The following is a 25,092-nucleotide window of genomic DNA, read 5'->3' as shown; positions in this document are numbered from 1 at the left end:
CCACTCGACCAGGTTGACCGATGCCGTGGCCGGCACACCGGAAGTGGTCGGCGTGTCGGCTGCAACGGGGCAAAGGTTCACGGGTGCGGCACTAGCTTTCGTTGGCCCGGTTGTAGTGGCGTTTGCCGTCGTTCGGGATACCGACCTGGATCTGCTCGTCGGTGACACGGACGGGGAAGCGGAAGAGCTTGCAGCCGGTGGGGTTGAGTCCTTCTCCGGTGCGCATGTCGAATTCCCATTTGTGTCCGGGACATTCGAGGGTGCCTGCTTCGTCGTTCCACTCACCGTCGGCGAGCAGCACTTCCTGGTGCGGGCACATGCCCTGGAAAGCCAGGATCTCGCCGCCGTTGTGGTGGACCAGCAGGATCTGCTCTCCTTCGACCTCCACGTCGAGGATGTCGCCTTCCCACAGTTCGTCGGTTTCGAGTGCGTCGGTCCAGCCGACTTCGGGGGCGCTCATCGGTATCCCACCTGCAGCACGTCGAGCGGGCCCACTCCCGCGTCGGTCACGGTGGCGGTGTCGGCGAGTACCCGGCCCTGGAACCGGACCTGCAGGGGCCGGGGCTGGGCTGCGACGCGGCGGCCGGCGGCGTGGTACGCCACCTTCTCGGCGACGACCGACATCGGGTCCGTGTCGTCGATCGGGACGAGCAGAACGACGAAGTCGCCGTCGAAGATCCCTTGCACGGGAAACAGTGCCATGTCGAGATCCTTTCTCTCAGCTGGCCTGCCGGCTGCCGGGTTGTCCGGCGAATGCCCAGGCGTAGTTCGTGGCGTCCTGTCCCTGTTCTGCCGGCGACAGACCCATGTAGTTCAGAGCGCCCTCGATGGTCGGTGGCTGGATGACTCCGCTCAGGAAGCGGTCGATGATATTGAGATGCCCGGCGAAGCGTTCCGGGTTCTGCTCGTAGACCCACTTGCACGGTTCCGAGCAGAAGAGCCGGCGCCGGCCGTCGGTGTCCAGGATCAGAGGCTCGGGGCTGTCGAGCTTGCCGACCAGGTGGCCGGCCGGGTTCACGAGCGGGATCTGGCACATGTTGCAGACCATCGGGAACGTTTCCGGCAGGGTCAGTTCGGGTTTGCCGGCGCGGATGTTCGCGGTGATGGCGTCCCACACCTTGCCGAACGTGTCGTTCCAGCCGGGATACTTCTCCTCGAGCCAATCCCGTTCCTCGGGGGAGACCCCGGCGTCGGGATTCCACCAGACGGTCGGCCGCCAGCCCCACACCCCGAGATGCAGACCGTGGTGGTACCAGTCCAGTTCCTGCAGGAAATGGCTCTCCCAGTACCACGGCACCTCGAGACCGAAGTCGCGGAACTGGTCCACGAACTGCTTGATCACCATCTCGTTCATGAATTCCTTGAACGAGTGCTTGCGGTGCTCGAGCGGGGTGTAGTAGTCCATCGACAGCCCGGTCAGCAGGGCGAAGATGTGCCAGGTGCGCCAGAACATGTGGTCGACGAGCTTCTGCGCGACGTCCGCTTGACCGTTGGCGATGAGGACCTTGATCGTCGGTTCGCCCTGCTGGGCGTGCCGGGCCTCGTCCGTCTGGATCGACGAGATCAACGATGCGAAGTCGACGTCGCCGACCTTCATCGCGTCGGCGGCCATGCCGAGGAACTGCAGGTTGGTGAAGCCGGTCTCGAAGGTGAAGGTCAGCTGGATCGCGGTCGAGACGGCGTCGTTGGCGGTGAACATGTCGTCGAAGAGGCTGCGTGCTGCGATCACGCCCCATTCGTTGGTGTGAAATGCCTTGTGCGCCCAGTCGGCTCGGGGTTCCTCCGGCAGGAGTCCGTGGGGGAAGAAGGTCTGGATCTGGCCGTGTCGAGTCTCGTCGAGCGTTCCGTAGGTGGCCATGTTCCGCCACGCGGCCGACCGGCCGAACCGGCCCATGCGGGCCTCACCGATACCTGCCATGTATTCGGGAACCGCGATGGCGCCGTAGTGCGCCAGGATCGCCGACTTCCATCCGGGGTCGAGGTTTTCGTACATTGCCGAGCGGGCCAGGATGGAGTTGACCGCGTAGACGGACGTGTCCTTGTCGACCTGGTTGTGGACGTACTCCGGGTAGGTGATCTTGTACGGTTCGTCCCAGATCCACCACTGCTCCGTCGGGATTCCGTAACTGTTGGACTGGACCTGCGGCCACACCTGGTCCTCCTCGACGTATCGAAGTGTCCAGTTCATGTCCCGCGTGAGGTCGTACCATTCCGATCGCGCCAACTTGGGCATGTCGTTTCCCTTACTGTCGTGCTTGGTGTGTGCACGCCGCGTTGCGGCGAAAGGTGTTGCAGCGGAATCGTGATGGTTCGATTCCTGCTATCCGGGAGTCCGATGCAATTCGAAGGTGTACAGGACGACGAGCGTGCCGTCCCTGAGGCGAGACGGCCGAATCGCGACCTCTGCCTTGTCGATCGGGATCGTGTCGTCCACGACCAGCGAGACCGTGCACCGGTCGTATCCGGGTGCGCTGACGTGGATTTCGATCGCATCGGTAGCGGCGCGCGAACCGTGCGCCAGTATCTCGAAGACTCCCTCGGGTTCGGCGTCGAGGAGCACGCCCCATACTCCGACGACGGCGTCGGTCACGGCGGCGCCGTCGTCGCCGACGATCTCGCCTGCGAGAAGGAGTTCGATTGCCTCGCTGTCGAATTCGTTCACCGTGAGTGCTGCGGGGGATGCGAGGTGTGTCGAACGGGCTGCGGGAGGCTCGACGCTGATGACGGACATGTGAATCCCTCTTCTTCTTCTCCGGACGGGACGTCGGTTGGACCGCGTCCCCTTCGGGGCGGGAGTTCCGGCCACGCGCTTTGCTCGCTGTCGCGCCTTCGTTCCGGTGGATTCCCGCTCGCGTGGAAGAAATGTTAGGTGGATCACAGAGGGAGGAATATCCGCCCGGCGCAGGGTCTGGCCGGATTGCGCAACGAGTTCGAAAGCCGCGTCGACGCTCGCCTCACCACGTCGGCGACAGGGAGCTCTGTGGTTCCCTGTTGCGCAGAGTCTCGGACGGTGTCTCGCCGAACTTGTTGCGATAGGCCGCGGCGAACCGCCCGAGATGCGTGAAGCCCCATCGGAACGCACTGTCCGAGACGGACGTCTGCACCTCCGGGTTGCAGAGTTCCGCGTGCACACGCTGAAGGCGGACTTCACGCAGATAGGTGGTCGGGGATACGCCGACGTAGCGCTGGAACCCGGACTGCAGCGTTCGGGCGCTGACCCCGATCGCGCGGGAGAGTTCCGATATCGTCCATGGTTCTTCCGGCTGCTGTTCGAGCAGGTCGATCGCCTGCTTCACGACACGCGGCCGTGCCGGTCCGTGTGTGCTGAGCAGCTGTTCGGAATAGTTGTGCGGCTGACCGACCAGCAAGCCCGTCATCACCAGTTCTTCGACGCGTGCGACCAGGAGCGGCTGGTGACCGATCTCCGCGTCGCGTTCCATCTCGGCCTGCAGCAGCCTGACGCTGTCGACCCAGGTGTGCAGCGGCGGGGTGGTCAGGTCCATGCCGAAGTCGAAGCACAGCGGCGCCTTGATCTCGCAGCCCAGCAGGCCTGCAAGCTGCCGTTCCAGAGCGTGGCGTTCGATGCGGACGAAGAACATGCTGTAGTCGGGGGTCAGGGCGATCATCGAGGGGTCGTCCGCCCGATAGGCCACGCCGTGGTTCGGTATCGACACAGCGGTTTCGTGCCGGCCCCGCCGCGCTTCCGCGCTTCCCGTCAGGGGCAGAGTGAAGAAGTACTGCGCCTCGGTCGTCGGCGCCTCCAGCGTGATACGGGATTCGTACTTCAGGTACGCCAGAGTGATGTGGCCGAGCTTGGCGGCGTTCATCCGCGCATTCGAGGACACCGCGCCCAAGGCCTGCACCTTGTGGGGCACCAGGAGACGGGCGCCGACATCGCGGATCACATCGAGGTCTCCGGTGCGGAACTGAGTGCAACCGGCAAGGGGTTCCATCGCCATGTAAGCAGCACCTCTACTTCTCTGGTCCCCCCGCGCGAATGCGTTGTGTGAAAGACGTGGGGCAGCCATCGCGGGTGTGGTGTGACCCGCGTCACGGCAGTGTACGCCGAGGAGGGTGCTCGTGCCAGTTTCGGTCGAATTGCGGTGACCGCGCAGGTGCAGACAGGGAAATCGCGTCCTACGAGTGCCTGTCACACGTTCCGGGCGAGGCGCTCAGCGCGCGACCTCCTCGAAGTGCGTGCGACCCTTCCGCTGCCACAGCACACCACCGCCCGCGGTGACGCCCTGTGCCTTCAGTTCGCGCTTGAGGATCTTGTTCGTCGCGGTGACCGGCAGGTCGCGGTCGATCCGCACCCAGCGCGGCCATGCCTTCGGGGACAGGTCGGACTGCGCGGCGAGGAACTGCTCGAACTCGTCGGGGGAGAGGTCGGCATCGTCCTGCAGCACCATCGCCGCCATCACCTGATCGCCGACGGTCTCGTCGGGGACCGCGTAGACGGCGACCCGGTTCAGGGCCGGAAGGCGCTGCAGGATCCGTTCGATCGGGGCGGCGGCGAGGTTCTCGCCGTCGACGCGCATCCAGTCGGCGGTGCGTCCGGCCAGATAGATCCACCCGACCGCATCCCTGTAGCCGAGGTCGCCCGACCAGAACATGCCGCCGCGCATCCGCTCGTTCGTGGCGTCCGGATCGTTGTAGTAGCCGGAGAAGAACCCGCCACCGTGCGTGTTGACGAGTTCACCGATTGCCTTGTCCGCGTTGATCAATGCGCCGTTCTCGTCGAACTCCGCCGGCTCGCACTCGGTGAGGGTGTCGGAATCATAGACGGCGACACCGTCGAGACCGCGGCCGATCGACCCGGGTGGGGTGCCCGGCTCGCGCGTGATGATGATGGCCAGTTCCGTCGACCCGAATCCGTCGAAGACCGTGCAGCCGAAACGACGCGAGAACTCGTCGATGTCGCGGTCGGTGGCCTCGTTGCCGAACGCCACCCGCAGCGGATTGTCGCGATCGTCGGGTTGTTCGGGTGTGGCGAGAACGTAGGCGAGGGGTTTGCCGACGTAGTTCATGTACGTGACGCCGTAGCGGCGGACGTCGTCGAGGAAGCGTGTCGCCGAGAACGACACCGGCACCATCGCCGCCCCGCTGTTGATCGCGACGCTCCACCCCGCCACGATCGCGTTGGAGTGGAACAGCGGCATGGACAAGTAGCAGACGTCGTCGCCGGTGATGTCGAACCGGTCGACGAGGTTGCGGCCGGAGAAGAGCACCGTGAGGTGCGCGACCTGCACGGGTTTCGGATCGCCGCTGGTGCCGGACGTGAAGATCATCATGAACGTGTCCATGACTGCCGCTTCGCGGTGCGGGGTCAGGTCCCCGGCCGAGGCGATCAACTCGGCCCATTCCGGTGTCGAGGTGTCGAACACCCGCACTCCGGTCAGGTCGAGACCGTCGAGCAGCGGCCGGTGTTCGGCATCGGTGACGACGATCTGGCAATCGGCGCGCCGGATGTCCCGGGCGAGACCGTCCCCGCGGCGGGTGGTGTTGATGCCGCACAGCACGTACCCGCCCAGGCCGGCCGCGGCGATCGCGGTGAGCATGTCCGGGGTGTTGCCGAGCAGGGTGCCCACGTGCACGGGCCGAGCCGGGTCGGCGATGGCGAGGAGTGCGGCGGCCTGCGCCGACGCCTCGCCGAGGTGTTCCCGCCAGGTCCAGGTGCGGTCGCCGTGGACGAGCGCGACGGTGGTGTCGTCGAGGCGCTCGCGCAGTACCTGCTGGACGGTCTCGGCCATCGTCCTACCTTCGTGTCGTGGGGGCGGCGTGCCGGCCGCGGGCCGGTTCCGGGGCGGCTGCCGTGACCTCGGCAGCCTCGTCCGGGACGGTTCCGAGGTGCCGTGCGAGGAACAGGACCTGATGCTCGACCGCAGCGTCGAATCCGCGGTGACCGGCGTAGAGACCGAAGTGGTCGCACGGATAGTGCCGGACCTCGGCGCGGGCGGCGAACCCGGCGACGGCCGCGGAGTGCGGGGGTGCGCTGCGATCGAAATCGGCGATCTGCATCAGCACCGGGCACCGCACGTTCTTCGCCTGCTTCGCCGGCCGGTACGACCCGAGCTGCATCGTGATGTCCGCGTCGATCTCGTTGCGCCAGGTCGGCCCGGCGATGCCGGTGTAGTCCTCGAAATAGCCGTCCAGGCTCAGTGCCGCCGGCTCGCCGGGGCGGCCGACAACCGCGATCGTGATGCCGGTCCGCCCGGTGAGGGCGCCGACGCGGCTGCGCAGACCGATCGCGGCCGAGCGCGCGAGCGTCCGGACGCTGTGGTGACGCAGCGCGGTCACCGAGGCGGCGCGGCCGTCGACGAGCGGGGTCATCGACACCACCGCGGCGACGTCGGTGCGGCCGGCGGCCACCGCGAGCACGTGTCCGCCCGACAGGGACACCCCCCACAACGCGACCCGGCCGGGATCGACGCCGTCGAGTGCGGCCGCGGCCGACAGCGCGGCCCGGTAGTCGTCGAGCTGATCGGCCACGTCGACACGCTGACGCACCGCGCCGCCCGAGGAGCCGAACCCGCGGTAGTCGAATACGAACACGTCGAGTCCGGCGTCGGCGAGCCGCTGCGCGAACGGCTGCAACCCGGAGTCCTTCGTGCCGCCGAGCCCGTGTGCCATCACCACGATCGGCCGGCCCCGGTCGTTCGCGAGGCGGTCGTCGGAGGCGCGGAAATACCAGGCGTCGCACGGGGTTCCGGACGAAGCGAACGTGACGCTGCGGCAGGAGGCCGAGAAGGCCGGCGCTGCGCACCGGTCGTCGGGCGGTGCGGCTGCCACGAGAGCCGCGCGGGCCGCACCTTCCGGCAGTTCGCGGGTGCGCAGGTCGTGCTCGTAGAGGAAATAGTCGACCTGCTGGGTGTGCCGCGGCCGGTCGAGCATGTGACCGGTGTACTTCTGCTGGTCCTCGGCGATCACCCGCCGCATGTCGGCGATCGGCGGCAGCCGGTAACGGCCCGCCGCGTAGGCGGCGATGAGCCGCGCCTGGGATTCGACGAACGGGAACAGTGTCGGGGTCGCCTGGGCGAACCCGGCGAACGCGAGATCGTCGATGCCGGGTACGAAGATCCGCTTGTACAGGTCGATGCGGTTGCCCGGCGCGCTGATGAAGTCCTCGTCGAAGAACGGGAACGTGATGTTGTACCCGGTGGCGTGGACGATGATGTCGAACTCGCCGGACGTCCCGTCCTCGAAATGCACCGTCCGGCCGTCGAGCAGGCGGACATCGGGTCTCGGGATCACGTCACCGGAACCCAGGCGCAGCGGCAGTTCCACCGACTGGGTCGGATGTGCTTCGAAGAAGCGGTGATTCGGGGTGGGCAGGCCGTACCGCTCGGGGCGGCCGGACAGGAGCGGCTGGCCGAGTTGCGCGACCTTGCGCTGCCACGCGAGAGGAAGGTACGGGCTGGTGCGGTAGTACTTGTCGGCGGGTCTGCCGGCGATGTACTTCGGCACGATCCACGCACCCGACCGGGTGGAGAGGGTGACCTCGTTGCCGAGCGTCTTCGACGACAGCTCGACGGCGATGTCCGCGGCGCTGTTGCCGAGGCCGACGACGAGAATCCGCCGGCCGGTGAAGTCCAGCGGGGTCTGCGGGTCGATGTAGTGGTGCGAATGGATCTCGGTGCCGGTGAACTCGCCGGGGAACTCCGCCATCCGCGGATCCCAGTGATGGCCGTTGGCGACGACGAGGAAATCGGCGTGCCGGGTGCTGCCGTCCTCGAGGTCGAGGTCCCAGCCGCCGCTCTCCACCGGTTCGGCGTGCACCACACCGTTGCGGAACTCGATGTTCTTCTCGAGGTCGAACGCGCGGGCGTACCCGTCCAAGTATGCCTTGATCTGGGTGTGGTGCGGGAAATCCGGATACTCGTCGGGCATCGGATAGTCCTTGAAGGACAACTGATGCTTCGAGGTGTCGATGTGCAGCGACCGGTAGGCGCTGCTGTGGCCGTTCGGGTTCCCGAATGCCCAGTTGCCGCCGATGCGATCGGAGGTCTCGAAACAGGTGTAGGGAATGCCGTAGTCGCCCAGCATCTTTGCGGTCGTCAGCCCGCTGATTCCTGCTCCGATGACGGCCGTGGTCGGTGCCGGCATGCGTCAGCTCCTCGATCCTGCTGCCGGAGCGGTTCCGGCGCGGTGCCCGCCAATCTAGAACATGTTTCCCTCCGGTGTGAACAGATCTCGAAAACTGTCTACTGCGCGTATCGTCGCGGTTGTGTCACGGCACCGGGCCGGGACCGGTGCGGAGGCACGATGGGCACGGAAGCCGAAGCGACGACGGTGCGGGAACGGTTGCTGGACGCCGCCGAGAAATGCCTGCGGGACAAGGGGATCCGAGCAACCACCGTGCTCGAGGTCGCCGAAGCCGCGGGGGTGTCCCGGGCCTGGCTGTACCGGCACTTCCCGGACAAGGCGACCCTGGTCGGCAGCGTCATCGTCCGCCTCGACACGGCCTACTGGGCCGGAGCGCACGCGACGCTCGCCGAATGCGGTTCACTCGTCGAGCAGTTGGCGGCGGGCGTGCGGATCGGCCGGTCCGCGTACGACGACCCGGGCGCGCTCGCGATCCGGTTGCGCACCGACGAACCGGAGGAGTTCGCGGCGTGCGCGGGCGCCGGCGTCCACGAACTCGTCCCGCACCTGGCCGAATTCTGGAACCGTTATCTCGTCGCGGCGGCCGAGCGCGGCGAGATCGACCCCGGAATCGACGCTGCCGAAGCGGCCGAATGGGTTGCGCGGGTGCTGATCAGCATCGCCACCGTGCCCGGCGCAACCCTCGATCCCGAGGATCCGGCCGCGGTGCTGCGGTTTCTGCGCCGTTACGTGATGCCGGGCCTGACCGTCACGGAGCCATGGCCGCCAGGTGCGCCAGCAGGTCGGGATACCGGCGGGTGTGGGCGCCACCGTTGATGTCGATGTTCGCCCCGGTCATCCACGCCGCCGCATCCGACGCCAGGAACGCCACGACCTCGGCGATCTCCTCGGGACGTCCGCTGCGGCCGAGCGGCGTGTTCTCGAGGTAGTCCTCCGTGAGCCCGGGCACCAGCGACACCCCGGCGACCAGCGGCGTGTCGACGAGGCCGGGGGAGATCGAGTTGACCCGGATCCGCCGGGGCGCGAGTTCGAGCGCGGCGACCTCGGTCAGCATCAGCACCCCCGCTTTCGCCGAGCAGTACGCGGCCATCCCGGTGCCCGGTTGCCGGCCGTTGAGCGAGGCGATGAGCGTGATGCTGCCGCCGTCGACCACCCGCCGGCCCGCGTGTTTGACCACGAGGAACGCGCCGGTGAGACACACGTCGAGGGTGGTGCGCCAGCCGTCGAGACTCAGGTCGGTGATCGCTCCCGGAACGCTGAGCCCGGCGCAGTCCACCACCGTGCCGATGTCGCCGAACTCGGATGCGATCTCGTCGAACAATCGCTCGACGCTGTCCTCGTCCCGCACGTCGACGTGCCGCGCCACGGCCCTGTTGCCCAGTTCACCGGCGCCCAGTTCTCCGGCGCGCAGCAGCGCGGCGTCGGCGTTCACGTCCGCCACGATCACCTGTGTTCCGCGCGCGTGCAGCCGCCGGCACGTCGCCCAGCCGATCCCCGATGCGCCGCCGACGACGATTGCGTTCGCTTCCTTCACGCCGGTACCCCCGTTTCCCGTTCCACCTGTCGCCGCGATGGTAGAGACGGAACGGGCGCGCGGTGACGATTGCGGGGAACCCGCCGATCGGACGCCAGGTTTGTCGTACTGTGAATGGCGTCACATCGTGTCGGCCGGCCCGACGTGCCGACCCGCCCGCTCGGAGGTTCGGATGTCCACCACCGAAATGCAGGACCTGCAACGCACCATCGGTCACCTGCGGCAATGCGTCGGATCACTGCGCTCGCGCTACGGTGATGCCCCTGCGGTCAAGCGTCTGGCCAACGATCTCGATCGACTCGACATCGACGCGAAGGAGCTCGACAGCGCACCGCCGGCCGAGGTGCGCGGGCACACCGGTGAGCGCATCCCGGTTCCCGACGCGCCGTACGACGACAACCTGTTCCGGGGCGTCGACGTCGACGACGAAGGACTCGGCGGACTCCACGGGGAGCGGTGACCGCCCCGCCGGCCACCGGTGTTCGTTCCGCGACCCGGGCGAGGATCGCGGAACGAACGTTGCGCACCGACCGCTGGTGGCTGACCCCGCTGTTCACGGTTCTGGGCCTGACGATCTTCGTCGTCTACGCCACGATCCGGTCGTTCGTGCGCACCGCCTACTGGGTCGACGACTACCACTACCTGACGCCGTTCTACTCGCCGTGTGTCAGCGCCTCGTGCGCCCCCGGGTCGAGTCACTTCGGGGTGTGGGTGGGCGAGCTACCCATGTGGATCCCACTCGCATTCCTGTCGCTGCCGTTCCTGCTCGGATTCCGGCTCACCTGCTACTACTACCGCAAGGCCTACTACCGGTCATTCTGGCTGTCGCCGCCGGCTTGCGCGGTCGCCGAAACGCGCGCCCGCTACACGGGGGAGACGCGGCTGCCGCTGATTCTGCAGAACGTGCACCGCTACTTCTTCTACGTGGCCGTCGTGATCTCGGTGGTCAACTCGTACGACGCGATCGTCGCGTTCCACAGTCCCGGCGGATTCGGTTTCGGCCTCGGCAACGTGATCCTCGTGGTCAACGTGATCCTGCTGTGGATATACACGCTCTCGTGCCATTCCTGCCGGCACGTCACCGGGGGCAGGCTCAAGCACTTCTCGAAACATCCGGTGCGGTACCGCATCTGGACGTTCGTGTCGAAACTGAACACGCGGCACATGCAGTTCGCTTGGATCACGCTGGGCACGCTGATCATCACGGACTGCTACATCATGCTCGTTGCGAGCGGCACCATCTCGGATCTGCGGTTCGTCGGCTGACGGCACCGTCGGGGGCACCAGGGGACAGGGAGGGCAGCGATGCCGGAGGTCGAACGGCACGAATACGACGTCGTGGTGATCGGGGCGGGCGGCGCGGGGCTGCGCGCGGTCATCGAGGCGCGGCAACGCGGGCTGCGTGTCGCGGTCGTGTGCAAGTCGCTGTTCGGAAAGGCCCACACCGTCATGGCCGAGGGCGGCTGCGCCGCCGCGATGGGCAACGCCAACCCCCACGATTCGTGGCAGGTGCATTTCCAGGACACGATGCGCGGCGGGAAGTTCCTCAACAACTGGCGGATGGCCGAACTGCACGCCCGTGAGGCCCCGGACCGGGTGTGGGAACTGGAAACGTACGGGGCGCTGTTCGATCGCACCCCCGACGGGCGGATCAGCCAGCGCAACTTCGGCGGGCACACCTATCCGCGGCTCGCGCACGTCGGCGACCGCACCGGACTCGAACTGATCCGGACCATGCAGCAGAAGATCGTGTCGCTGCAGCAGGAGGACTACGCCGCCCACGGCGACTACGAGGCCCGGGTGAAGGTGTTCGCCGAGTGCACGATCACCGAACTGCTCGTCGACGAGTCGGGCCGCATCGCCGGGGCGTTCGGCTACTGGCGTGAATCCGGCCGGTTCGTGCTGTTCGACGCGCCCGCCGTCGTCATCGCCACCGGTGGCATCGGCAAGTCGTACAAGGTGACCTCGAATTCGTGGGAGTACACCGGGGACGGTCACGCGCTCGCGCTGCGGGCCGGGGCGGCGCTGATCAACATGGAGTTCATCCAGTTCCATCCGACCGGTATGATCTGGCCGCCGAGCGTGAAGGGCATCCTGGTCACCGAGGGGGTACGTGGCGACGGCGGGGTCCTCAAGAACTCCGAGGGCGAGCGGTTCATGTTCTCCTACATCCCGCCGGTGTTCAAAGGGCAGTACGCCGAGACGGAGGAGGAAGCCGACCGCTGGTACGAGGACCAGGAGAACAACCGCCGCACCCCGGATCTGCTGCCCCGCGACGAGGTCGCCCGAGCCATCAACTCCGAGGTCAAGGCCGGTCGCGATAGCCCGCACGGCGGGGTGTACCTCGACATCGCCTCCCGGATGCCGGCCGCCGAGATCGTGCGGCGGCTGCCGTCGATGCACCACCAGTTCCTCGAGCTCGCCGACGTCGACATCACGAAGGAACCGATGGAGGTCGGCCCCACCTGCCACTACGTGATGGGCGGTATCGAGGTCGATCCGGACACCGCGGCCGCGTCGGTGCCCGGCCTGTTCGCCGCCGGGGAATGCTCGGGCGGCATGCACGGATCCAACCGGCTCGGCGGCAACTCCCTGTCGGACCTGCTGGTGTTCGGGCGGCGGGCCGGGATCGGGGCCGCGGACTACGTGGAGGGGCTGACCGAACGGCCGCAGGTGACCGATGCCGCGATCGACGCGGCCGCGCGGACCGCGTTGTCGCCGTTCGATCCGGCCGCCCCGGACAGCGCCGAGAATCCGTATACCTTGCATGCGGAGTTGCAGCAGTCGATGCACGATCTGGTCGGCATCATCCGCCGCGCCGACGAGATCGAACGGGCCCTGGCCGAACTGGCCACGCTGCGCGAACGGATCCGCAACGTCGCGGTCGAGGGCAACCGGCAGTTCAACCCCGGATGGCATCTCGCGCTGGACCTGCGCAACATGCTGCTGGTCTGCGAGTGCGTGGCGCGAGCAGCGTTGCTGCGCACCGAAAGTCGCGGCGGGCACACCCGTGACGACCATCCCTCGATGGACGCGGAGTGGAGGCGGACGCTGCTCGTGTGCCGCACCGACGGCGGCGACAGATCCATCCCGGACGTGACGGTGACCCCGGAGCGGCAGCAGCCGATGCGACCGGATCTGCTCGCGTTGTTCGACATCGACGAACTGGGCAAGTACTACACCGACGAGGAACTCGCCGATCATCCGGGACGGAGGTCCTGACATGGGCTACCAGGCGGCCTTCCGGGTGTGGCGTGGGGACGCCGACGGCGGCGACCTGCACGACTACACCGTCGAAGCGAACGAGGGCGAGGTCGTGCTCGACGTCGTCCACCGATTGCAGGCCACCCAGACCCCGGACCTGGCGGTGCGCTGGAACTGCAAGGCGGGCAAGTGCGGGTCGTGTTCGGCCGAGATCAACGGCAGGCCCCGGCTGATGTGCATGACACGGATGTCGACCTTCGACCCGGACGAGACGATCACCGTCACCCCCGTACGCACCTTCCCGATCATCCGCGACCTCGTCACCGACGTGTCGTTCAACTACGAGAAGGCCCGCGAGATCCCGTCGTTCACGCCGCCACCCGACCTGGCGCCGGGGGAGTACCGCATGCAGCAGGTCGACGTCGAGCGCTCGCAGGAGTTCCGCAAGTGCATCGAATGCTTCCTGTGCCAGAACGTGTGCCACGTCGTGCGCGACCACGAGGACAACAAGTCCGCATTCGCCGGGCCCCGCTACCTCATGCGCATCGCCGAACTCGAGATGCACCCGCTCGACGTCGCCGATCGGCGCGACGCCGCGCAGGATCAGCACGGTCTTGGACTGTGCAACATCACCAAGTGCTGCACCGAGGTGTGCCCGGAGAACATCCACATCACGGACAACGCGCTGATCCCGATGAAGGAACGCGTCGCGGGCCGGCGCTACGACCCGATCGTCTGGCTGGGCAACAAGCTGTTCCGGCGCTGAGTGCCCGGAAGCGTCGGACCGGGACACCGTTCCCCGTGTTCACGTGAGTGCGGCGATGATGGCGCGGGCGATCCACTGCGCATACCGCTCAACGGTCCAGCCTCGACCCAGCACCAGCAACTCGTACAGATCGACCGCGATATAGGTCCACAGCACATCGCGCACTTCGTCCAGCTCGATTCCCGGGCGCAGCTGGCCGGTGTCGAGCAGGTGGCGTCCGAGCATGGTCATCCCGTTGAGGCGCTCGTCGACGAGGCGCCGCCAGATCTCCTCGAGGTCCTCCTGCCCGTGCCGGCCGTCCCGCAGCATCAACTGGATCCTGGCCGAGCGGACCTGCCGGGCGGCCATCTGGTCCGCATACATCGTGATCTTCTTCCGCACATCCGGTTCGGCGAAGATCGCCTTCGTTTCGGGCCGCTCGATGACGGGCACCGGATCGTCGTCCCCGGCGATCGTGTAGTCGAACACGGCCTTCGCCAAGCCTGCCTTGGTTCCGAAGATCTTGTAGACGCTTTCGGGTGCCACGCCGCCGCGCTGGGCCACCGCTGTCACCGTCGTGGGACGGTACCCGCGATCCTCGAACAAGTCCTGGGCCGCCCGCAGGATCGAGAGACGCGTCTGTTGCGCGCGTTCCCGGCGCCCCGACGCATCGTAGCGGCGTTTCCCATTGACTTTCGGCATCGCGGGTCCATACTTGTATTTGGATACTGACTCACTGTATCCAATTCTTCATTCAACGGCAGGGAGAGCCGCCGTGAACATCAATCATTCCATTTCGGCCCCATCCGTCCCGGACGTCGCCGACACGACCTCCTCCACGGAGAACAAGTCCGTCGCTGCGCGCTTCATGCACATGATGGCCGACGGTGATCGCGATACTTTCGACCGGCTCGTGGCCCCCGAGGCGATCAACCGCGAGTCCCGGACCGAGCCGCCCGCAGCGAGAGTCCCAGGTCCGGACGGGTTCTACGCCACCGCCCTGTGGCTGCGTGAAGCCTTCGGCGACTTCCGCCACGAAGTCGTCCACGCCGTGGAGGAGGACGACGTCGTCGTCCTCGACACCGTCATGACGGCCCGGCACGTCGGGCCGTTCGTGACCTACGACGAGCGTGGCCGGGTCGATCAAGTCTTCGCGCCGACCGGCAAGAGTTTCGCGGTGCATCAAACCCACTGGCTGCGCATCGCCGACGGCAAACTCGTCGAGCACTGGGCGGATCGCGACGACCTGGGCATGGCCCGGCAAGCCGGTTGGATCCCTCCGACCCCGGCCGGACTGATCCGGAACGCGCTCGCAAAACGCAAGGCGCACAAGGAAACAGCACACAGTGCGTGAGTGGCTGTGTGCTGCTCCCCGGCGGCTACGCCGACGTCGCGGCGCCGTCCCTGGTCAGCGCACCGAGCACCTCGTCGGTGTGCTCGCCGTGCGCGGGCGGCGCCGACCCGAGTCGCGGACGTTCGCCGGCGAAACTGACCGGAAAGCCGATCTGGCGCAACGGCCCTGACGGGTGATCGACCGTGCCGATCATCCCGATCGCCTCGGTGTGCGGGTCGTCGTAGATCTCGTCCAGGTAGCGGATCGCCGACACCGGCACGCCGTGCTGCTCGAGGACCGCAACCCAGTGATCGACCGTCCCATCCGCGAACGCGTCCGTCAGTTCCTTTTCGAGCAGTTCCCGATTCGCGACCCGATCGCGATTGCGGTAGAACTCGGTACGCTCGGCCAGGTCGGGCCGGCCGAGCGCGGTGCACAACCGGTCCCACAGTCCGTCGTTGCCGACCGCGACGACGAAATAGCCGTCCTGTGCTGGAAATGCTTGATACGGAGCGAGATTCGGGTGAGCGGAGCCGAGCGCGTGCGGTCGCTTGCCGTCGGCGAACCAGTTCGTCGCCCAGTTCACGTGCATCGCGAGCTGGCATTCGAACAGCGACGTCGTCACGTACTGGCCGCGTCCGGTCCGGGCCCGCTCGACGAGGGCGGCGAGCACCCCGATCGTGCCGAACAGGGCTGCGCCCAGGTCGCCCATCGCGTACCCGGCCTTCATCGGCGGACCGCCGGGTTCACCGGTCAGGGACATGAGCCCACCGGCGGCCTGCGCGACCATGTCGTAGCCCGGCTCGTCGCGCCGCGGACCCACCTCGCCGAACGCGGAGATGTGCAGCACGACCAGGTGCGGGTGACGTTCGGACAACGCGCGGTAATCGAAGATCCGTTGCAGACCGCTGCCGGGCCGGAAGTTCTCGACCACGACGTCGGCGTCCTCGAGCATGCGGTGCACGATCTCCTGCCCCGACTCCGACTTCAGATCGAGCGCCACCGACTTCTTCCCGCGGTTCACCGCCAGGTAGTAGGTGGCGTCGTCGCCGACGAACGGCGGACCCCACTGACGGGTCGGGTCACCGGCGTCGGGATGTTCGATCTTCACGACGTCCGCGCCGAGATCGGCGAACGACATCGTCGCGTACGGTCCCGCGAGGATCTTGGACAGGTCGACGACCTTGATCCCGGCCAGCGGGGCGGGGCCGGTGGGATACGTCATCGGGTAGCTCCCGTCAGATCGGTGCGCGGCGCCGAGCCCCGCGCGATCTCCGCGGCGACCTCGGTGCCGTCGACGATCACCTCGAGATGTTGCAGCGCAGCAGTATTCGTCTCCGAACGCATATCGGAGAGGTACGCGTTCGCGACGAGCAGCGAGCGGTGGTCGCCGCAACAGTCGATGCGATGCGACGCGAGATCGTAGAGTTGCACCGCCATCACCGCCCGCGCGAGCGCATCCGTGTAGCGCGCCATCTCGACCTGCGCGCGGGTGTCGTCACCGGCGAGCAGATCGTCGCCGGTCGCCGCGAGCGAGCCCCACAGGTCGGTGAGGATCTGCGCCCCGGGCCGGCAGTCCGGTGCGAGGGCGGCGAGCGTGGCCTGCATGGTCGCGGCGAGTGCGCGGTGTGCGTTCTGCTTGCGCATGCAGCGCAGGACGTCGAGCGCGATGACGTTCGACGAACCCTCCCAGATCGAACCGAGATGCGAGTCGCGGACCAGCCGGGCGAAGTCCCGCTCCTCGATGTAGCCGTTGCCGCCGCGGATTTCCATCGCCTCGCCGGTCACGCTCCGGGCCCTCTTGCAGACGTAGTGCTTGGCGATCGGGGTGAGGATCCGGATCAGGGTCGTGGCGTCCGCGTCGCCGGCGTCGGCGCGTTGCAGGCAGTCGGCGCTGTAGCCGACGAGGGCGAGTGCGCCCTCGGCCTCGAGCAGCAGCGGCAGCAGGGTTGCGCGCATGAGCGGCTGGTCGAAGAGGGGTTTGCCGAAGACGACGCGTTCGCGGGTGTGGTCGGCGGCGTCGCGGACGGCGCGGCGCATCAGCCCGGCCGAGCGCATCGCGTTCGACAGCCGCGAGGTGTTGAGCATTTCCGTCATCTGCCGGAACCCGCGGTCGAGCTCGCCGACCTGCAGGGCGTAGGCGCCGTGCAGGGTGACCTCTCCGCTCGGCATCGACCTCGTGCCCAGCTTGTCCTTCAGCCGATCGATCGTGTACGAGTTGCGGTCGCCGTTCGGAAGATGCTTGGGCACCATGAACATTCCGACGCCGCGGGTCGAGGTCGGATCTCCACCGGGGAATCGTGCGAGGGTGATGATCACGTCGGCGTCCGGGTTGGACGCGAACCACTTCCGGCCGGTCAGGCGCCATCCTGTCTCGGTGCGCTCGGCACGGGTATCGGTCTGTGCAATGTCGGTGCCGGCCTGGGTTTCGGTCATGAACATCGCGCCGGTCAACCGGCCCGGTCCGGTCGAGGTGAGTCCGTCGATCCAGGTGCCGAACACGTCCGGGTCCCCGAACATCCGCAGCGTGCGGGCGGCGGCGTCGGTCATCGACACCGGGCACGCGAGGCCGAACTCCGCCTGGACGAACAGATACGACGCGAGGTACTTCACGAGGTGCGGGGGAGTGCGGTCCCAGCCGTGGACGGGCCGGTGCGAGAGGGCGGACAGCCCGTACTCGCCGAACGCCGCCTCGCACAGTTCCAGGTAGGCGGGGTGGTAGTCGATCCGGTCGATACGGTTCCCGTCGGCGTCGAATTGGCGAAGGACGGGCGGATTCTTGTCGGCGACCGCCGCGAGCCGGACGAGACGATCGGCGGTGTCGGCACCCAACCGGTCCAGCAGTGCATCGGTGTTCGTGCGGTCCGCGTCGTCGATCCACCGGTCGGCGACGGCTCGGAGTGCGGGGTCGCGGTGCGCGTAGTTCATGGGATTCCCTTCGGCTCGAGGATCGTCTCCACTGTCACCCGCCACACCATGTAGAGTCCAAGACCTAATCGATTGCTATTCATATCCAGCACCACACAATGCGGGGTGACGTGGACATTCGTCAGATCCAGGCGTTCCTGGCGGTCGCCGAGGAATTGCACTTCGGGCGCGCGGCCGAGCGGCTCCACATCGCGCAGCCGCCGCTGAGCCAGACCATCCGGTCCCTCGAACGCGAACTCGGCGTCGAACTCTTCGCGCGCACGACGCGCTCGGTACGGCTCACGGCGGCCGGTTCGGCGCTGATGGCCCCGGCACGCATCATCGAGACGCAACTGAAGGTGTGCCGGACGGTGACGCGGGCGGCGGCGCTGGGGGAGACCGGCGTCGTCGGCATCGGATTCGGGGGCGCCGGCGGGTACGCCGTGCTCTCGGGACTGACCAACGCCGTCGCGGAGGCATATCCGGGCATCGCGCTCGAGCTGCGACCGCAGACGTACTCGGGGCAGGCGGTCGAGCTGATCCGCGCGGGCACAATCGATCTCGGGATCGTGTCGCTACCGGTCGGCGGCGATCTGGAGACGCTGACCGTGCGCAGGGAGACGCTGCTCGCGGCGCTGCCCGTGCAGCACCGGCTCGCCGGCGAGGAACGGATCGCGATGCGCGAACTCGCCGCGGACCCGTTCGTGATGTATCCGTCGGCGCACGGCTCCCGCGTCCGGGAGGCGACGTTCGCGCTGTGCGCGCAGGCGGGGATCACCCCGCGGACGGTGCACGAGGCGCCCGACCCCTACAGCCTGCTCGCGCTCGTCGGCGCCGGGCTTGGGGTGGCGGTCGTCGTCGACTCCACCACGCACGTGCGGGTGGACGGCGTGGTCTACCGGCCGATCGAGGACGAGGTGCCGCCACTCGAGATCGCGATGGCCTGGCGCGCCGAGAATCCGAACCCGGCTGCCCACCGGGTCGTCGCCGTGCTCCGGGACATGGACCTCCCGTAGGTTCCCGGCTTGGTACGGTCTCGGGCGGAGGTGACGCCTGTGGATACCGGCAGGATCGACGAACTCGTCCGGACCAGGATCGAGACGGTCGAAGAACTCGAAGCGGTCGTCGGGGTGCCCACGCCGGCGATCCTCGAGAAGCACACGACGTTCACGACGCCGCTGATGCGCGAGTACATCGAGCAGGCGCGATTCTTCGTGCTCGCAACCTCCGACGCGGACGGCAACTGCGACTGCTCGCCGCGCGGGGACCTGATCAGCAAGGTGCTGTTCCCCGACGACAAGACCCTCGTGCTCCCGGACCGCCCCGGCAACCGGCGGGCCGACTCCTACCGCAACATCCTCGAGAACCCGCACGTGGGAATCCTGTTCCTCGTACCCGGTGTCGACGAGGTGGTGCGCGTCAACGGCAGGGCGTCGCTGTCGACCGATCCCGACCTGCTGGCCGAGCTCGCGATGTCCGGCAAACCTGCGCAGCTTGCGGTGATCGTGCAGATCGACGAGGCCTATCTGCACTGCGCGCGGGCGATCCTGCGCGCCAAGCTGTGGGACCCCGAGACCTGGGTCGAGCCCGAGTCGGTGCCGTCGCTGCGCGACATCCTCGCCGAGCAGCACAACCTGAAGCACGAGGACCTCGAGCCGGCCCGGCAGGAGGCCTACCGGGCCGAGCTCTACTGAGAACCTCGGATCACTGCACCCGTTCGGCGAGCAGCGGAACGAGCTCATCGAGCGCGAACGGCACCGACAGCGCCGAATTCGTCGAGAACGCGGCGGAGATGTCCGAGTCGCTGCCGAGCACCAGGAACCGGCCGTCCTTCACCGCCGGGATCTGCTGGAACAGCACATTGTTCGTCACTTCCTCCGACGGCAGGTAGATCGGCAGGACGATCAGCATGTCCGCGTCGAGAAGGTTCAGGTTCTCCTCGGAGACCGGGATGAAGAAGCTGTCCGTCTCGGTGGCCTGCACCTGCGGGTTGTTCACGAACCCGAGTTCGGTCAGAAAATCGACCCGGGAGTCGCCGACGACGTAGGCGCCCCAGCCGTCGGACGTGTAGGCCGCGACGGTGACGGTCTTGCCGGCGAACTCGGGGTTCTCGGCGGCGGCCGCCGCGAAGTCCGCGTCGATCTGCGACAGCAGCTCCTCGCCCTTCTCCGGCACGCCGAGTGCCGTCGCGACCGACGTCACCTGATCGTCGAGGGAGGTCAGATAGGCGTCACTGCCCTCGGGCACGCCGACGGTCGTCGCGATCTTCGACAGCGACTCGTACCGGGCCGGGTCGCCGGAACTCTTGGTGTCGAGGATCAGATCCGGGGTCACCGCCGCGAGCATCTCGTAGGACGGCTCGAGCGTGCCGATGAGCTCGGGCGACGACGTGTACAGCCCCTCCGCCCACGGGCCGACGCCGTCGCCCCCGAACGCGAGCCAGTCACTGGCAGCGACCGGCTGAACCCCGAGCGCGAGTGCGGTCTCGGCGTCACCCCAGCCGAGCGCGGCGACCCGTTCGGGCTGCGCATCGATGGTGACGTCCCCGAACTTGGTGGTGACGGTCGCGGGAAATGCGCCGGAGCCGGTACCGGAGTCGGATTCGGTTCCGGTGTCGTTCGAGCCGCACGCCGTCAGAGCGAGGGCGGTGGCGGTGACGCTGGCGGTGAGCAGCGCGGCGGATCGACGCTTCATGGATTTCCTCGACTCGTGTGCACGGCAGTTCGATGAGGCAACCCTAATCTGCGTGCGGTTCCGAGGGCGCCCGGGGCGCGGACCGCGGCGCATCGTCTATATGTGTGGAATGGAAAATTCGAGCATCGTGTGCGAAGCAGGGGGACTGCTCGAAGCCCCGCTCGTGCAAGCAGACGGATCCGTGCTGTTCGCCGACACCACCACCGGTGGCGTGTACCGCTGGAACTCCTCCGGGACGCGGACGGTCGTCGAGCGCCGCCGCGGGATCGGCGGGCTCGCCGCACACGCCGACGGGGGCCTTCTCGTCAGCGGACGCGACCTCGCGTACGCCCGTGACGGCGAGACCGTCACGATCCTCGCGCCGGACGGCGCCACCGGAATCAACGACATCGCGGTCACCGCGGACGGGTCACTGCTCGCCGGCGTGCTGCGCCATCGTCCCGCGCTCGGCGAGTCCGCACCGCCGAGTGAACTGGTGAAGATCGCACCGGATGGATCCGTGCGCGTCGTCGCCGACGACCTGTTGTGGCCCAACGGGATCGGGTTCTCACCCGACGGGGCGACCACCTACGTCAGCGAGTACGCGGCGTCGCGGGTGCGCAGGTTCGACGGGGAATCGACGGCGGTGTTCGCCGAGGCTCCGCGCGGTGAATGCGACGGACTCGCCGTCGATGTCGAGGGCGGTGTGTGGGTGGCGCTCGGCAGCGGTGGGGGCATCGCCCGATTCACTCCGGCCGGTCAGCTGGACGAAATCGTCGACCTGGACGGTCGTTTCGTGTCGTCGCTGGCCTTCGCCGGCACGAGCATCTACGTCACGACGGCGGGCGCCCTGCTGCGTCTCGACGTCGGGGTCGCCGGTGTGCCCGTCTCCGAGGCGAAGGTTCCGACCGGCCGCATCCCGGGATGATCTCGGCGTGGTGGCGGCCGCGGTGAACGTCTCGAACGTTCGGTTCCCGAAGGTTCAGCGGGCGCGCAGCGCGGTCGCTGCGCCGGCGACGGCGGACGCGGCGCCGGCACCGGCCAGTCCGGTCAACATCGCCACCGCGACGGTCGCGGAGAAGGCGGTGCCGACCGCCGACTCGACGACGGCTCGGAAACCCGAGGTGCGAGGCGAGGGCGGGGCGTACTCGAGCACCGGCATCGGAAGGTGTGCTCCCGGGAGTCTGGTCGGCGCCACGGGCCGCGGTCGCCGATCGGTGCGGGTGTCGATGAAGTCGAGGGCGAAGGCGATCTCAGTCATGTCCGGGTCCTCCCCGTGTGCCGTCTCACATTGGTCTTCAGTGTTCCGGTCTTCGATCGCCGGGATGTGGCGTCGCTTTGAACACTGTGTTTCGGAATCGGATGTTTTCGGCAAACGACGCTCCGATTCCGTCCGCGCGTGACCGGTGAGTTTCGAACTCCGACAGCTTCGGGCCTTCCGCGTTGTGCGGCCTGGCCGGGAATTCGCGAATCGGCAGCCGCCGCTGGTATGTTCGTGCGCAGTGAACAACACATTGCAGCTTTGACGCAGACCTTCCGCGCTGGTGAGCCGCGCCTTCGTGCGGTGGTGATTCCGTGGGCCCCCGGAGGGAACCCGACACCGGGTTCCCGGCTCCCGCATGCATCGGAATCGTCTCTCGGAGCTCACTGTGATCACCTCATCGCCCTGTACATCCCTGACGTCGTCCGCACTCCGACCCGACACGTCGGAGGCGCACACGACGGAAACCGCGCTTGACCGCACCGACTTCCGGGCCGACTGCGGTCGCTGCTTCGCGTTGTGCTGCACGGCTTTCGGATTCTCGAGATCGGCGGACTTCGCCGAGGACAAGACCGCCGGCTCCCCGTGCCGGCACCTCGATTCCGCGTTCGGATGCAGCATTCATCGAGCATTGCCGTCCAGGGGTTTTCGCGGATGCACCGTGTTCGACTGTTTCGGCGCGGGACAGGTCGTCTCGCAACGACTGTTCTCCGGGACGAGCTGGCGAGAACGCCCGGAGCTCCGGGACCGCATGTTCTCCGCGTTCAAGATCGTGAAACAGCTGCACGAGATGCTGTGGTACCTGCTCGAGGCGCAGGAGCGTACCTATGATCCCGACGCCGAGGACGAAATTCGGGAACTCGCCGATTTCCTCGTATCCCTGACTCGCGGTGACGTGGACGAACTGCTTTCGGCCGACATGGGCGATGTGCATGCCTCGGTGCGAGCCGTCCTGATGACCGTCAGTGCGCACGTGCGGGTTTCGTACTTCGCGGACGGCGGCCGTGTGCATCCGCGCATCGCCCCGGGTGCGGATCTGGCCGGAACGGACCTTCGTGCCTACCGGCTGTGTGGCGCCGACCTTCGGGGAGCGGTTCTGATCGGTGCCGACCTGAGAGGGTGCGATCTCGCCGGGGTCGATCTGCTCGGTGCCGACCTGCGCGATGCCCGGTTGGAGGACGCCGATCTGTCCCTCGCTCTGTATCTCACCCAGCCGCAGATCAACGCCGCCCGGGGCAATGAAAGAACGCGAATTTCCTCAGCGGTGTCGGTACCGACGGGTTGGTGCCGCGAGTAGTCGGTGAGGCCTCGGGCGCCGCACGAGGACGAGGTCACGACTTCGGATTCGTGACCTCGTCCGTCCCGAGGACACGGGCAACGAACCCGTCCAGTCGATGGCGGAGGTTCTCGATCCGGGTCTCGGTGGGCAGTGAGCGCTCCGGCTGCGGGTCCGGTAGCGACATCAGGTTGCGCACGTAGAGCGAACAGTGGAAGTCCGTGCAGATGTACGTGCCGACACTGTTGCCCGCTTTCCCGGCGGGTCCGGCCTTGGCGGCAGTGAACAGGTTCGTGTCCGCGTTCCGCCGGGCGGACCGGCACAGATTGCACATCACCCCCCGTGCGCGGGACGGATCGGAGCCTGCGACGCGGAACTCGACACCGACGAATCCGTCCTCGCTCTCGCAGACCAGATACGCACGCTGCGGTGCCCGCGGGTCGATCCACCCGTAGAAGTCCAGGTCTTCCCACGGCGTCCGATCGAAGTCGTCCGGGAACGACACCGATTTGACTCTGCTGCGTGAGCTGTTGACGAAGCTGGCCGTGATCTCGCTTCTCGTCGGCTGCCTCACGTGTCCTCCTCCAGTTTATGAAACGATCGTAGTATAAACTCGGCGTCGTGGGACGCCCCAAGAACGACGCACGTCGACGTGAACTGCTCGCTGCCTCGGTCCGATATGCACAAGAGCGAGGCCTCTTCGGTCTGACGCTCCGGCCGCTCGCCGACGAACTGGGCACATCGACGCGGAACCTGCTGCATCACTTCGGCAGTCGGGAGGAACTGATATCCCGGATCGTCGACGAAGTCCTCACCGGTCAACTCGAGGCTTCACGCACACTGCTGTCCCGGATACGAACACTCGCGCCGGCAAGCGCCGCCGCGACCCCCACCGGGGTCGCAGACGTCATCGCGGACGGTCTCGAACTCGCATGGACCCAGGGAACGACTCCCGAGGGCCGGACTCGGATGGCGATGTTCTTCGAGATCTATGCCGCCTCGGCGCGAGACGACGATCTTCACGCAAGATTCGTCGTTCCCGTCGTGTCCGAATGGGTCACCCCGATGGTGCAGGCACTCGAAGCAGCCGGTGTTGCGGACTCGCGATCGCTTGCCCACCGCATCCTGGCTGTCCACCGAGGGCTTCTCCTTCAGGCCACGGTGTCGGGCCCCACCCCCGAAAGCGAAAGCGCACACCGGGACGCCGTCGAGGCCATCCGAAACGAGATTGTTGCTCCGTGAAGGAGGTCGCGGCCATTGCCTGCGGGGGGAGCGGAGGAGCACTGTGGAATACAGGGAATCGACCGGCGGCGCCGCGTCGGCGCCGCCCTGACCGGAAGGGTGCCGATCGTGTATGCACGCTCGACCACAATTCATGCGCATCCGTCCTACATCGACGCCGGAATCAAGCACGTACGCGACACCGTGATGCCGGCGCTGACGGATATCGAGGGATGCATGGGAATGTCCCTGTTGATCGATCGCGACTCCGGCCGCTGCATCGCGACCAGTTCGTGGCGGGACGAGGAATCGTTGCGCGCGAGCGAGGGACCGGTGCGCGATCTGCGGGATGCCGCCGCCGAGATCTTCCACGGCACCACGGAGGTGTCGCGGTGGGAGATCGCGGTCATGCATCGTGACCACCACGCTGAGCGAGGGGCGTATTGCCGGGTCACGTGGGTCAAGACCGAGCCGTCCGACATGGACCGCGGCGTGGACCTGTGGAAGATGGCCGCACTGCCCAAGATGGAAGAACTTCCCGGTTTCTGCAGCGCCAGCCTGATGTTCGACCGCGCAGCCGGCCGCGGAGTGTCGTCGCTGACGTTCGACAGTAGAGAGGCGATGGAAGGCAACAGGGAACGTCTCGATGCCATCCGGGTCGAAACGGCACGGGAAGCGGGTGCCGAGGTCCTCGACACCTGCGAGTTCGAACTCGCCATTGCGCACCTGCACGTCCCGGAGATGGCGTGAACGATTAGGCGGCCGCGAAGGACGGCCCCGCCGAGTGCCGGCGGCCGTCGCAGCCGCCGGCACCACAACCACATCATCCGAGCCG

The 25,092-nt window shown here is 67.4% G+C and carries 26 protein-coding genes and 1 pseudogene; 12 read left to right on the top strand and 15 right to left on the bottom strand.

What is annotated here, in order from left to right; genetic code table 11:
• Positions 1-91 precede the first annotated feature (91 nt).
• The 8 genes and pseudogenes from ACWDUD_RS20920 to ACWDUD_RS20885 form a co-directional block, all read right to left on the bottom strand.
• On the bottom strand, positions 92-460 hold the full coding sequence (locus tag ACWDUD_RS20920) for a Rieske 2Fe-2S domain-containing protein (protein ID WP_197254024.1): 369 nt from the start codon (positions 458-460) through the stop codon (positions 92-94).
• The gene (locus ACWDUD_RS20915; RefSeq protein ID WP_231611075.1) at positions 457-702 is read right to left on the bottom strand and encodes a toluene-4-monooxygenase system B family protein; all 246 of its coding nucleotides are present in this window, start codon (positions 700-702) and stop codon (positions 457-459) included. Before ACWDUD_RS20915 ends, ACWDUD_RS20920 begins: the two co-directional genes overlap by 4 nt.
• 16 nt (positions 703-718) lie before the next feature.
• Entirely contained in the window at positions 719-2,233 is a 1,515-nt protein-coding gene (locus ACWDUD_RS20910; protein WP_197254026.1) for an aromatic/alkene/methane monooxygenase hydroxylase/oxygenase subunit alpha, read from the bottom strand.
• An 87-nt stretch (positions 2,234-2,320) separates the two neighbouring features.
• The gene (locus tag ACWDUD_RS20905) at positions 2,321-2,731 is read right to left on the bottom strand and encodes a hypothetical protein (protein ID WP_450110510.1); all 411 of its coding nucleotides are present in this window, start codon (positions 2,729-2,731) and stop codon (positions 2,321-2,323) included.
• Positions 2,732-2,954: 223 nt separating this feature from the next.
• A complete protein-coding gene (locus tag ACWDUD_RS20900; protein WP_450110509.1) occupies positions 2,955-3,959 on the bottom strand; it encodes an AraC family transcriptional regulator in 1,005 nt (334 codons plus the stop codon).
• Positions 3,960-4,172: 213 nt separating this feature from the next.
• A complete protein-coding gene (gene fadD1 / locus ACWDUD_RS20895; protein WP_450110508.1) occupies positions 4,173-5,750 on the bottom strand; it encodes a fatty-acid--CoA ligase FadD1 in 1,578 nt (525 codons plus the stop codon).
• A 4-nt stretch (positions 5,751-5,754) separates the two neighbouring features.
• A complete protein-coding gene (locus tag ACWDUD_RS20890; protein ID WP_450110516.1) occupies positions 5,755-6,633 on the bottom strand; it encodes an alpha/beta hydrolase in 879 nt (292 codons plus the stop codon).
• A 159-nt stretch (positions 6,634-6,792) separates the two neighbouring features.
• Positions 6,793-8,103 (bottom strand): annotated as a pseudogene (locus tag ACWDUD_RS20885) (flavin-containing monooxygenase); the annotation flags it as partial.
• A gap of 159 nt (positions 8,104-8,262) precedes the next feature.
• Here ACWDUD_RS20885 and ACWDUD_RS20880 point away from each other — a divergent pair.
• Positions 8,263-8,919: a TetR/AcrR family transcriptional regulator gene (locus ACWDUD_RS20880; protein ID WP_450110507.1), complete on the top strand. Its 657-nt coding sequence runs from the start codon at positions 8,263-8,265 to the stop codon at positions 8,917-8,919.
• Here ACWDUD_RS20880 and ACWDUD_RS20875 read toward each other — a convergent pair.
• Positions 8,852-9,637, bottom strand: coding sequence for an SDR family NAD(P)-dependent oxidoreductase (locus tag ACWDUD_RS20875; protein WP_450110506.1), 786 nt, complete (start codon positions 9,635-9,637; stop codon positions 8,852-8,854). The two genes, ACWDUD_RS20880 and ACWDUD_RS20875, sit on opposite strands and share 68 nt — an antisense overlap.
• A gap of 172 nt (positions 9,638-9,809) precedes the next feature.
• On the opposite strand from ACWDUD_RS20875, the gene ACWDUD_RS20870 reads away from it, so the two are divergent.
• Genes ACWDUD_RS20870 through ACWDUD_RS20855 form a run of 4 tightly spaced genes read left to right on the top strand, consistent with a single transcriptional unit; the run spans position 9,810 to position 13,607 of the window.
• Positions 9,810-10,097, top strand: a complete 288-nt coding sequence (locus tag ACWDUD_RS20870) for a hypothetical protein (protein ID WP_197254038.1) — start codon at positions 9,810-9,812, stop codon at positions 10,095-10,097.
• Positions 10,094-10,903 carry a hypothetical protein gene (locus ACWDUD_RS20865; protein WP_450110505.1) on the top strand — a complete coding sequence of 270 codons (810 nt, stop codon included), beginning with the start codon at positions 10,094-10,096 and terminating at the stop codon, positions 10,901-10,903. Before ACWDUD_RS20870 ends, ACWDUD_RS20865 begins: the two co-directional genes overlap by 4 nt.
• A gap of 39 nt (positions 10,904-10,942) precedes the next feature.
• Positions 10,943-12,859 (top strand): fumarate reductase/succinate dehydrogenase flavoprotein subunit, encoded by a 1,917-nt coding sequence (locus tag ACWDUD_RS20860; protein WP_450110504.1) that lies wholly within the window; start codon positions 10,943-10,945, stop codon positions 12,857-12,859.
• 1 nt (position 12,860) lies between these two features.
• A complete protein-coding gene (locus ACWDUD_RS20855) occupies positions 12,861-13,607 on the top strand; it encodes a succinate dehydrogenase/fumarate reductase iron-sulfur subunit (protein WP_450110503.1) in 747 nt (248 codons plus the stop codon).
• A gap of 39 nt (positions 13,608-13,646) precedes the next feature.
• On the opposite strand, the gene ACWDUD_RS20850 is transcribed toward ACWDUD_RS20855, so the two are convergent.
• Complete coding sequence (locus tag ACWDUD_RS20850; protein WP_450110502.1) at positions 13,647-14,288, bottom strand: TetR/AcrR family transcriptional regulator; 642 nt, start codon at positions 14,286-14,288, stop codon at positions 13,647-13,649.
• A gap of 166 nt (positions 14,289-14,454) precedes the next feature.
• Between ACWDUD_RS20850 and ACWDUD_RS20845 the strand changes: the two genes are divergently transcribed.
• A complete protein-coding gene (locus tag ACWDUD_RS20845; protein ID WP_450110515.1) occupies positions 14,455-14,940 on the top strand; it encodes an ester cyclase in 486 nt (161 codons plus the stop codon).
• A gap of 25 nt (positions 14,941-14,965) precedes the next feature.
• Here ACWDUD_RS20845 and ACWDUD_RS20840 read toward each other — a convergent pair whose 3' ends face one another.
• Both ACWDUD_RS20840 and ACWDUD_RS20835 read right to left on the bottom strand, forming a co-directional pair.
• Positions 14,966-16,144 carry a CaiB/BaiF CoA transferase family protein gene (locus ACWDUD_RS20840; RefSeq protein WP_450110501.1) on the bottom strand — a complete coding sequence of 393 codons (1,179 nt, stop codon included), beginning with the start codon at positions 16,142-16,144 and terminating at the stop codon, positions 14,966-14,968.
• A complete protein-coding gene (locus tag ACWDUD_RS20835; RefSeq protein WP_450110500.1) occupies positions 16,141-17,847 on the bottom strand; it encodes an acyl-CoA dehydrogenase family protein in 1,707 nt (568 codons plus the stop codon). Before ACWDUD_RS20835 ends, ACWDUD_RS20840 begins: the two co-directional genes overlap by 4 nt.
• 110 nt (positions 17,848-17,957) lie before the next feature.
• Here ACWDUD_RS20835 and ACWDUD_RS20830 point away from each other — a divergent pair, with 110 nt between their 5' ends.
• Positions 17,958-18,842: a LysR family transcriptional regulator gene (locus tag ACWDUD_RS20830; protein WP_450110499.1), complete on the top strand. Its 885-nt coding sequence runs from the start codon at positions 17,958-17,960 to the stop codon at positions 18,840-18,842.
• 39 nt (positions 18,843-18,881) lie between these two features.
• A complete protein-coding gene (locus ACWDUD_RS20825) occupies positions 18,882-19,520 on the top strand; it encodes a pyridoxamine 5'-phosphate oxidase family protein (protein WP_450110498.1) in 639 nt (212 codons plus the stop codon).
• 10 nt (positions 19,521-19,530) lie between these two features.
• Here ACWDUD_RS20825 and ACWDUD_RS20820 read toward each other — a convergent pair whose 3' ends face one another.
• Positions 19,531-20,520, bottom strand: a complete 990-nt coding sequence (locus ACWDUD_RS20820; protein WP_450110497.1) for an iron-siderophore ABC transporter substrate-binding protein — start codon at positions 20,518-20,520, stop codon at positions 19,531-19,533.
• A gap of 109 nt (positions 20,521-20,629) precedes the next feature.
• Here ACWDUD_RS20820 and ACWDUD_RS20815 point away from each other — a divergent pair, with 109 nt between their 5' ends.
• Positions 20,630-21,427 (top strand): SMP-30/gluconolactonase/LRE family protein, encoded by a 798-nt coding sequence (locus ACWDUD_RS20815; RefSeq protein WP_197251028.1) that lies wholly within the window; start codon positions 20,630-20,632, stop codon positions 21,425-21,427.
• Between the two features lie 54 nt (positions 21,428-21,481).
• Here the strand turns inward: ACWDUD_RS20815 and ACWDUD_RS20810 are convergent, their stop codons facing one another.
• The gene (locus ACWDUD_RS20810; protein WP_197251029.1) at positions 21,482-21,760 is read right to left on the bottom strand and encodes a hypothetical protein; all 279 of its coding nucleotides are present in this window, start codon (positions 21,758-21,760) and stop codon (positions 21,482-21,484) included.
• A gap of 661 nt (positions 21,761-22,421) precedes the next feature.
• Here ACWDUD_RS20810 and ACWDUD_RS20805 point away from each other — a divergent pair.
• The gene (locus ACWDUD_RS20805) at positions 22,422-23,057 is read left to right on the top strand and encodes a pentapeptide repeat-containing protein (protein ID WP_450110496.1); all 636 of its coding nucleotides are present in this window, start codon (positions 22,422-22,424) and stop codon (positions 23,055-23,057) included.
• A gap of 34 nt (positions 23,058-23,091) precedes the next feature.
• Here ACWDUD_RS20805 and ACWDUD_RS20800 read toward each other — a convergent pair whose 3' ends face one another.
• Positions 23,092-23,610 (bottom strand): FBP domain-containing protein, encoded by a 519-nt coding sequence (locus ACWDUD_RS20800; RefSeq protein ID WP_197251031.1) that lies wholly within the window; start codon positions 23,608-23,610, stop codon positions 23,092-23,094.
• Positions 23,611-23,657: 47 nt separating this feature from the next.
• Here ACWDUD_RS20800 and ACWDUD_RS20795 point away from each other — a divergent pair, with 47 nt between their 5' ends.
• On the top strand, positions 23,658-24,278 hold the full coding sequence (locus tag ACWDUD_RS20795) for a TetR/AcrR family transcriptional regulator (protein WP_450110495.1): 621 nt from the start codon (positions 23,658-23,660) through the stop codon (positions 24,276-24,278).
• Between the two features lie 99 nt (positions 24,279-24,377).
• Positions 24,378-25,007, top strand: a complete 630-nt coding sequence (locus ACWDUD_RS20790; RefSeq protein ID WP_197251039.1) for a hypothetical protein — start codon at positions 24,378-24,380, stop codon at positions 25,005-25,007.
• Positions 25,008-25,092 lie beyond the last annotated feature (85 nt).

Source organism: Rhodococcus sp. NPDC003382, from assembly GCF_053589135.1.
Note: the sequence above shows the minus strand (reverse complement) of the source record. Positions and strands in the feature narration are given on the sequence as shown.

Bases quoted from the DNA above. Each gene is read 5' to 3' on its own strand.
- ACWDUD_RS20845 (WP_450110515.1), top strand. From the start codon at position 14,455: ATGCACATGATGGCCGACGGTGATCGCGATACTTTCGACCGGCTCGTG.
- ACWDUD_RS20810 (WP_197251029.1), bottom strand. From the start codon at position 21,760: ATGACTGAGATCGCCTTCGCCCTCGACTTCATCGACACCCGCACCGAT.
- ACWDUD_RS20900 (WP_450110509.1), bottom strand. From the start codon at position 3,959: ATGGCGATGGAACCCCTTGCCGGTTGCACTCAGTTCCGCACCGGAGAC.
- ACWDUD_RS20880 (WP_450110507.1), top strand. From the start codon at position 8,263: ATGGGCACGGAAGCCGAAGCGACGACGGTGCGGGAACGGTTGCTGGAC.
- ACWDUD_RS20855 (WP_450110503.1), top strand. From the start codon at position 12,861: ATGGGCTACCAGGCGGCCTTCCGGGTGTGGCGTGGGGACGCCGACGGC.
- ACWDUD_RS20820 (WP_450110497.1), bottom strand. From the start codon at position 20,520: ATGAAGCGTCGATCCGCCGCGCTGCTCACCGCCAGCGTCACCGCCACC.
- ACWDUD_RS20860 (WP_450110504.1), top strand. From the start codon at position 10,943: ATGCCGGAGGTCGAACGGCACGAATACGACGTCGTGGTGATCGGGGCG.
- ACWDUD_RS20915 (WP_231611075.1), bottom strand. From the start codon at position 702: ATGGCACTGTTTCCCGTGCAAGGGATCTTCGACGGCGACTTCGTCGTT.
- ACWDUD_RS20870 (WP_197254038.1), top strand. From the start codon at position 9,810: ATGTCCACCACCGAAATGCAGGACCTGCAACGCACCATCGGTCACCTG.
- ACWDUD_RS20840 (WP_450110501.1), bottom strand. From the start codon at position 16,144: ATGACGTATCCCACCGGCCCCGCCCCGCTGGCCGGGATCAAGGTCGTC.
- ACWDUD_RS20850 (WP_450110502.1), bottom strand. From the start codon at position 14,288: ATGCCGAAAGTCAATGGGAAACGCCGCTACGATGCGTCGGGGCGCCGG.
- ACWDUD_RS20815 (WP_197251028.1), top strand. From the start codon at position 20,630: ATGGAAAATTCGAGCATCGTGTGCGAAGCAGGGGGACTGCTCGAAGCC.
- fadD1 (WP_450110508.1), bottom strand. From the start codon at position 5,750: ATGGCCGAGACCGTCCAGCAGGTACTGCGCGAGCGCCTCGACGACACC.
- ACWDUD_RS20835 (WP_450110500.1), bottom strand. From the start codon at position 17,847: ATGAACTACGCGCACCGCGACCCCGCACTCCGAGCCGTCGCCGACCGG.
- ACWDUD_RS20910 (WP_197254026.1), bottom strand. From the start codon at position 2,233: ATGCCCAAGTTGGCGCGATCGGAATGGTACGACCTCACGCGGGACATG.
- ACWDUD_RS20920 (WP_197254024.1), bottom strand. From the start codon at position 460: ATGAGCGCCCCCGAAGTCGGCTGGACCGACGCACTCGAAACCGACGAA.
- ACWDUD_RS20905 (WP_450110510.1), bottom strand. From the start codon at position 2,731: ATGTCCGTCATCAGCGTCGAGCCTCCCGCAGCCCGTTCGACACACCTC.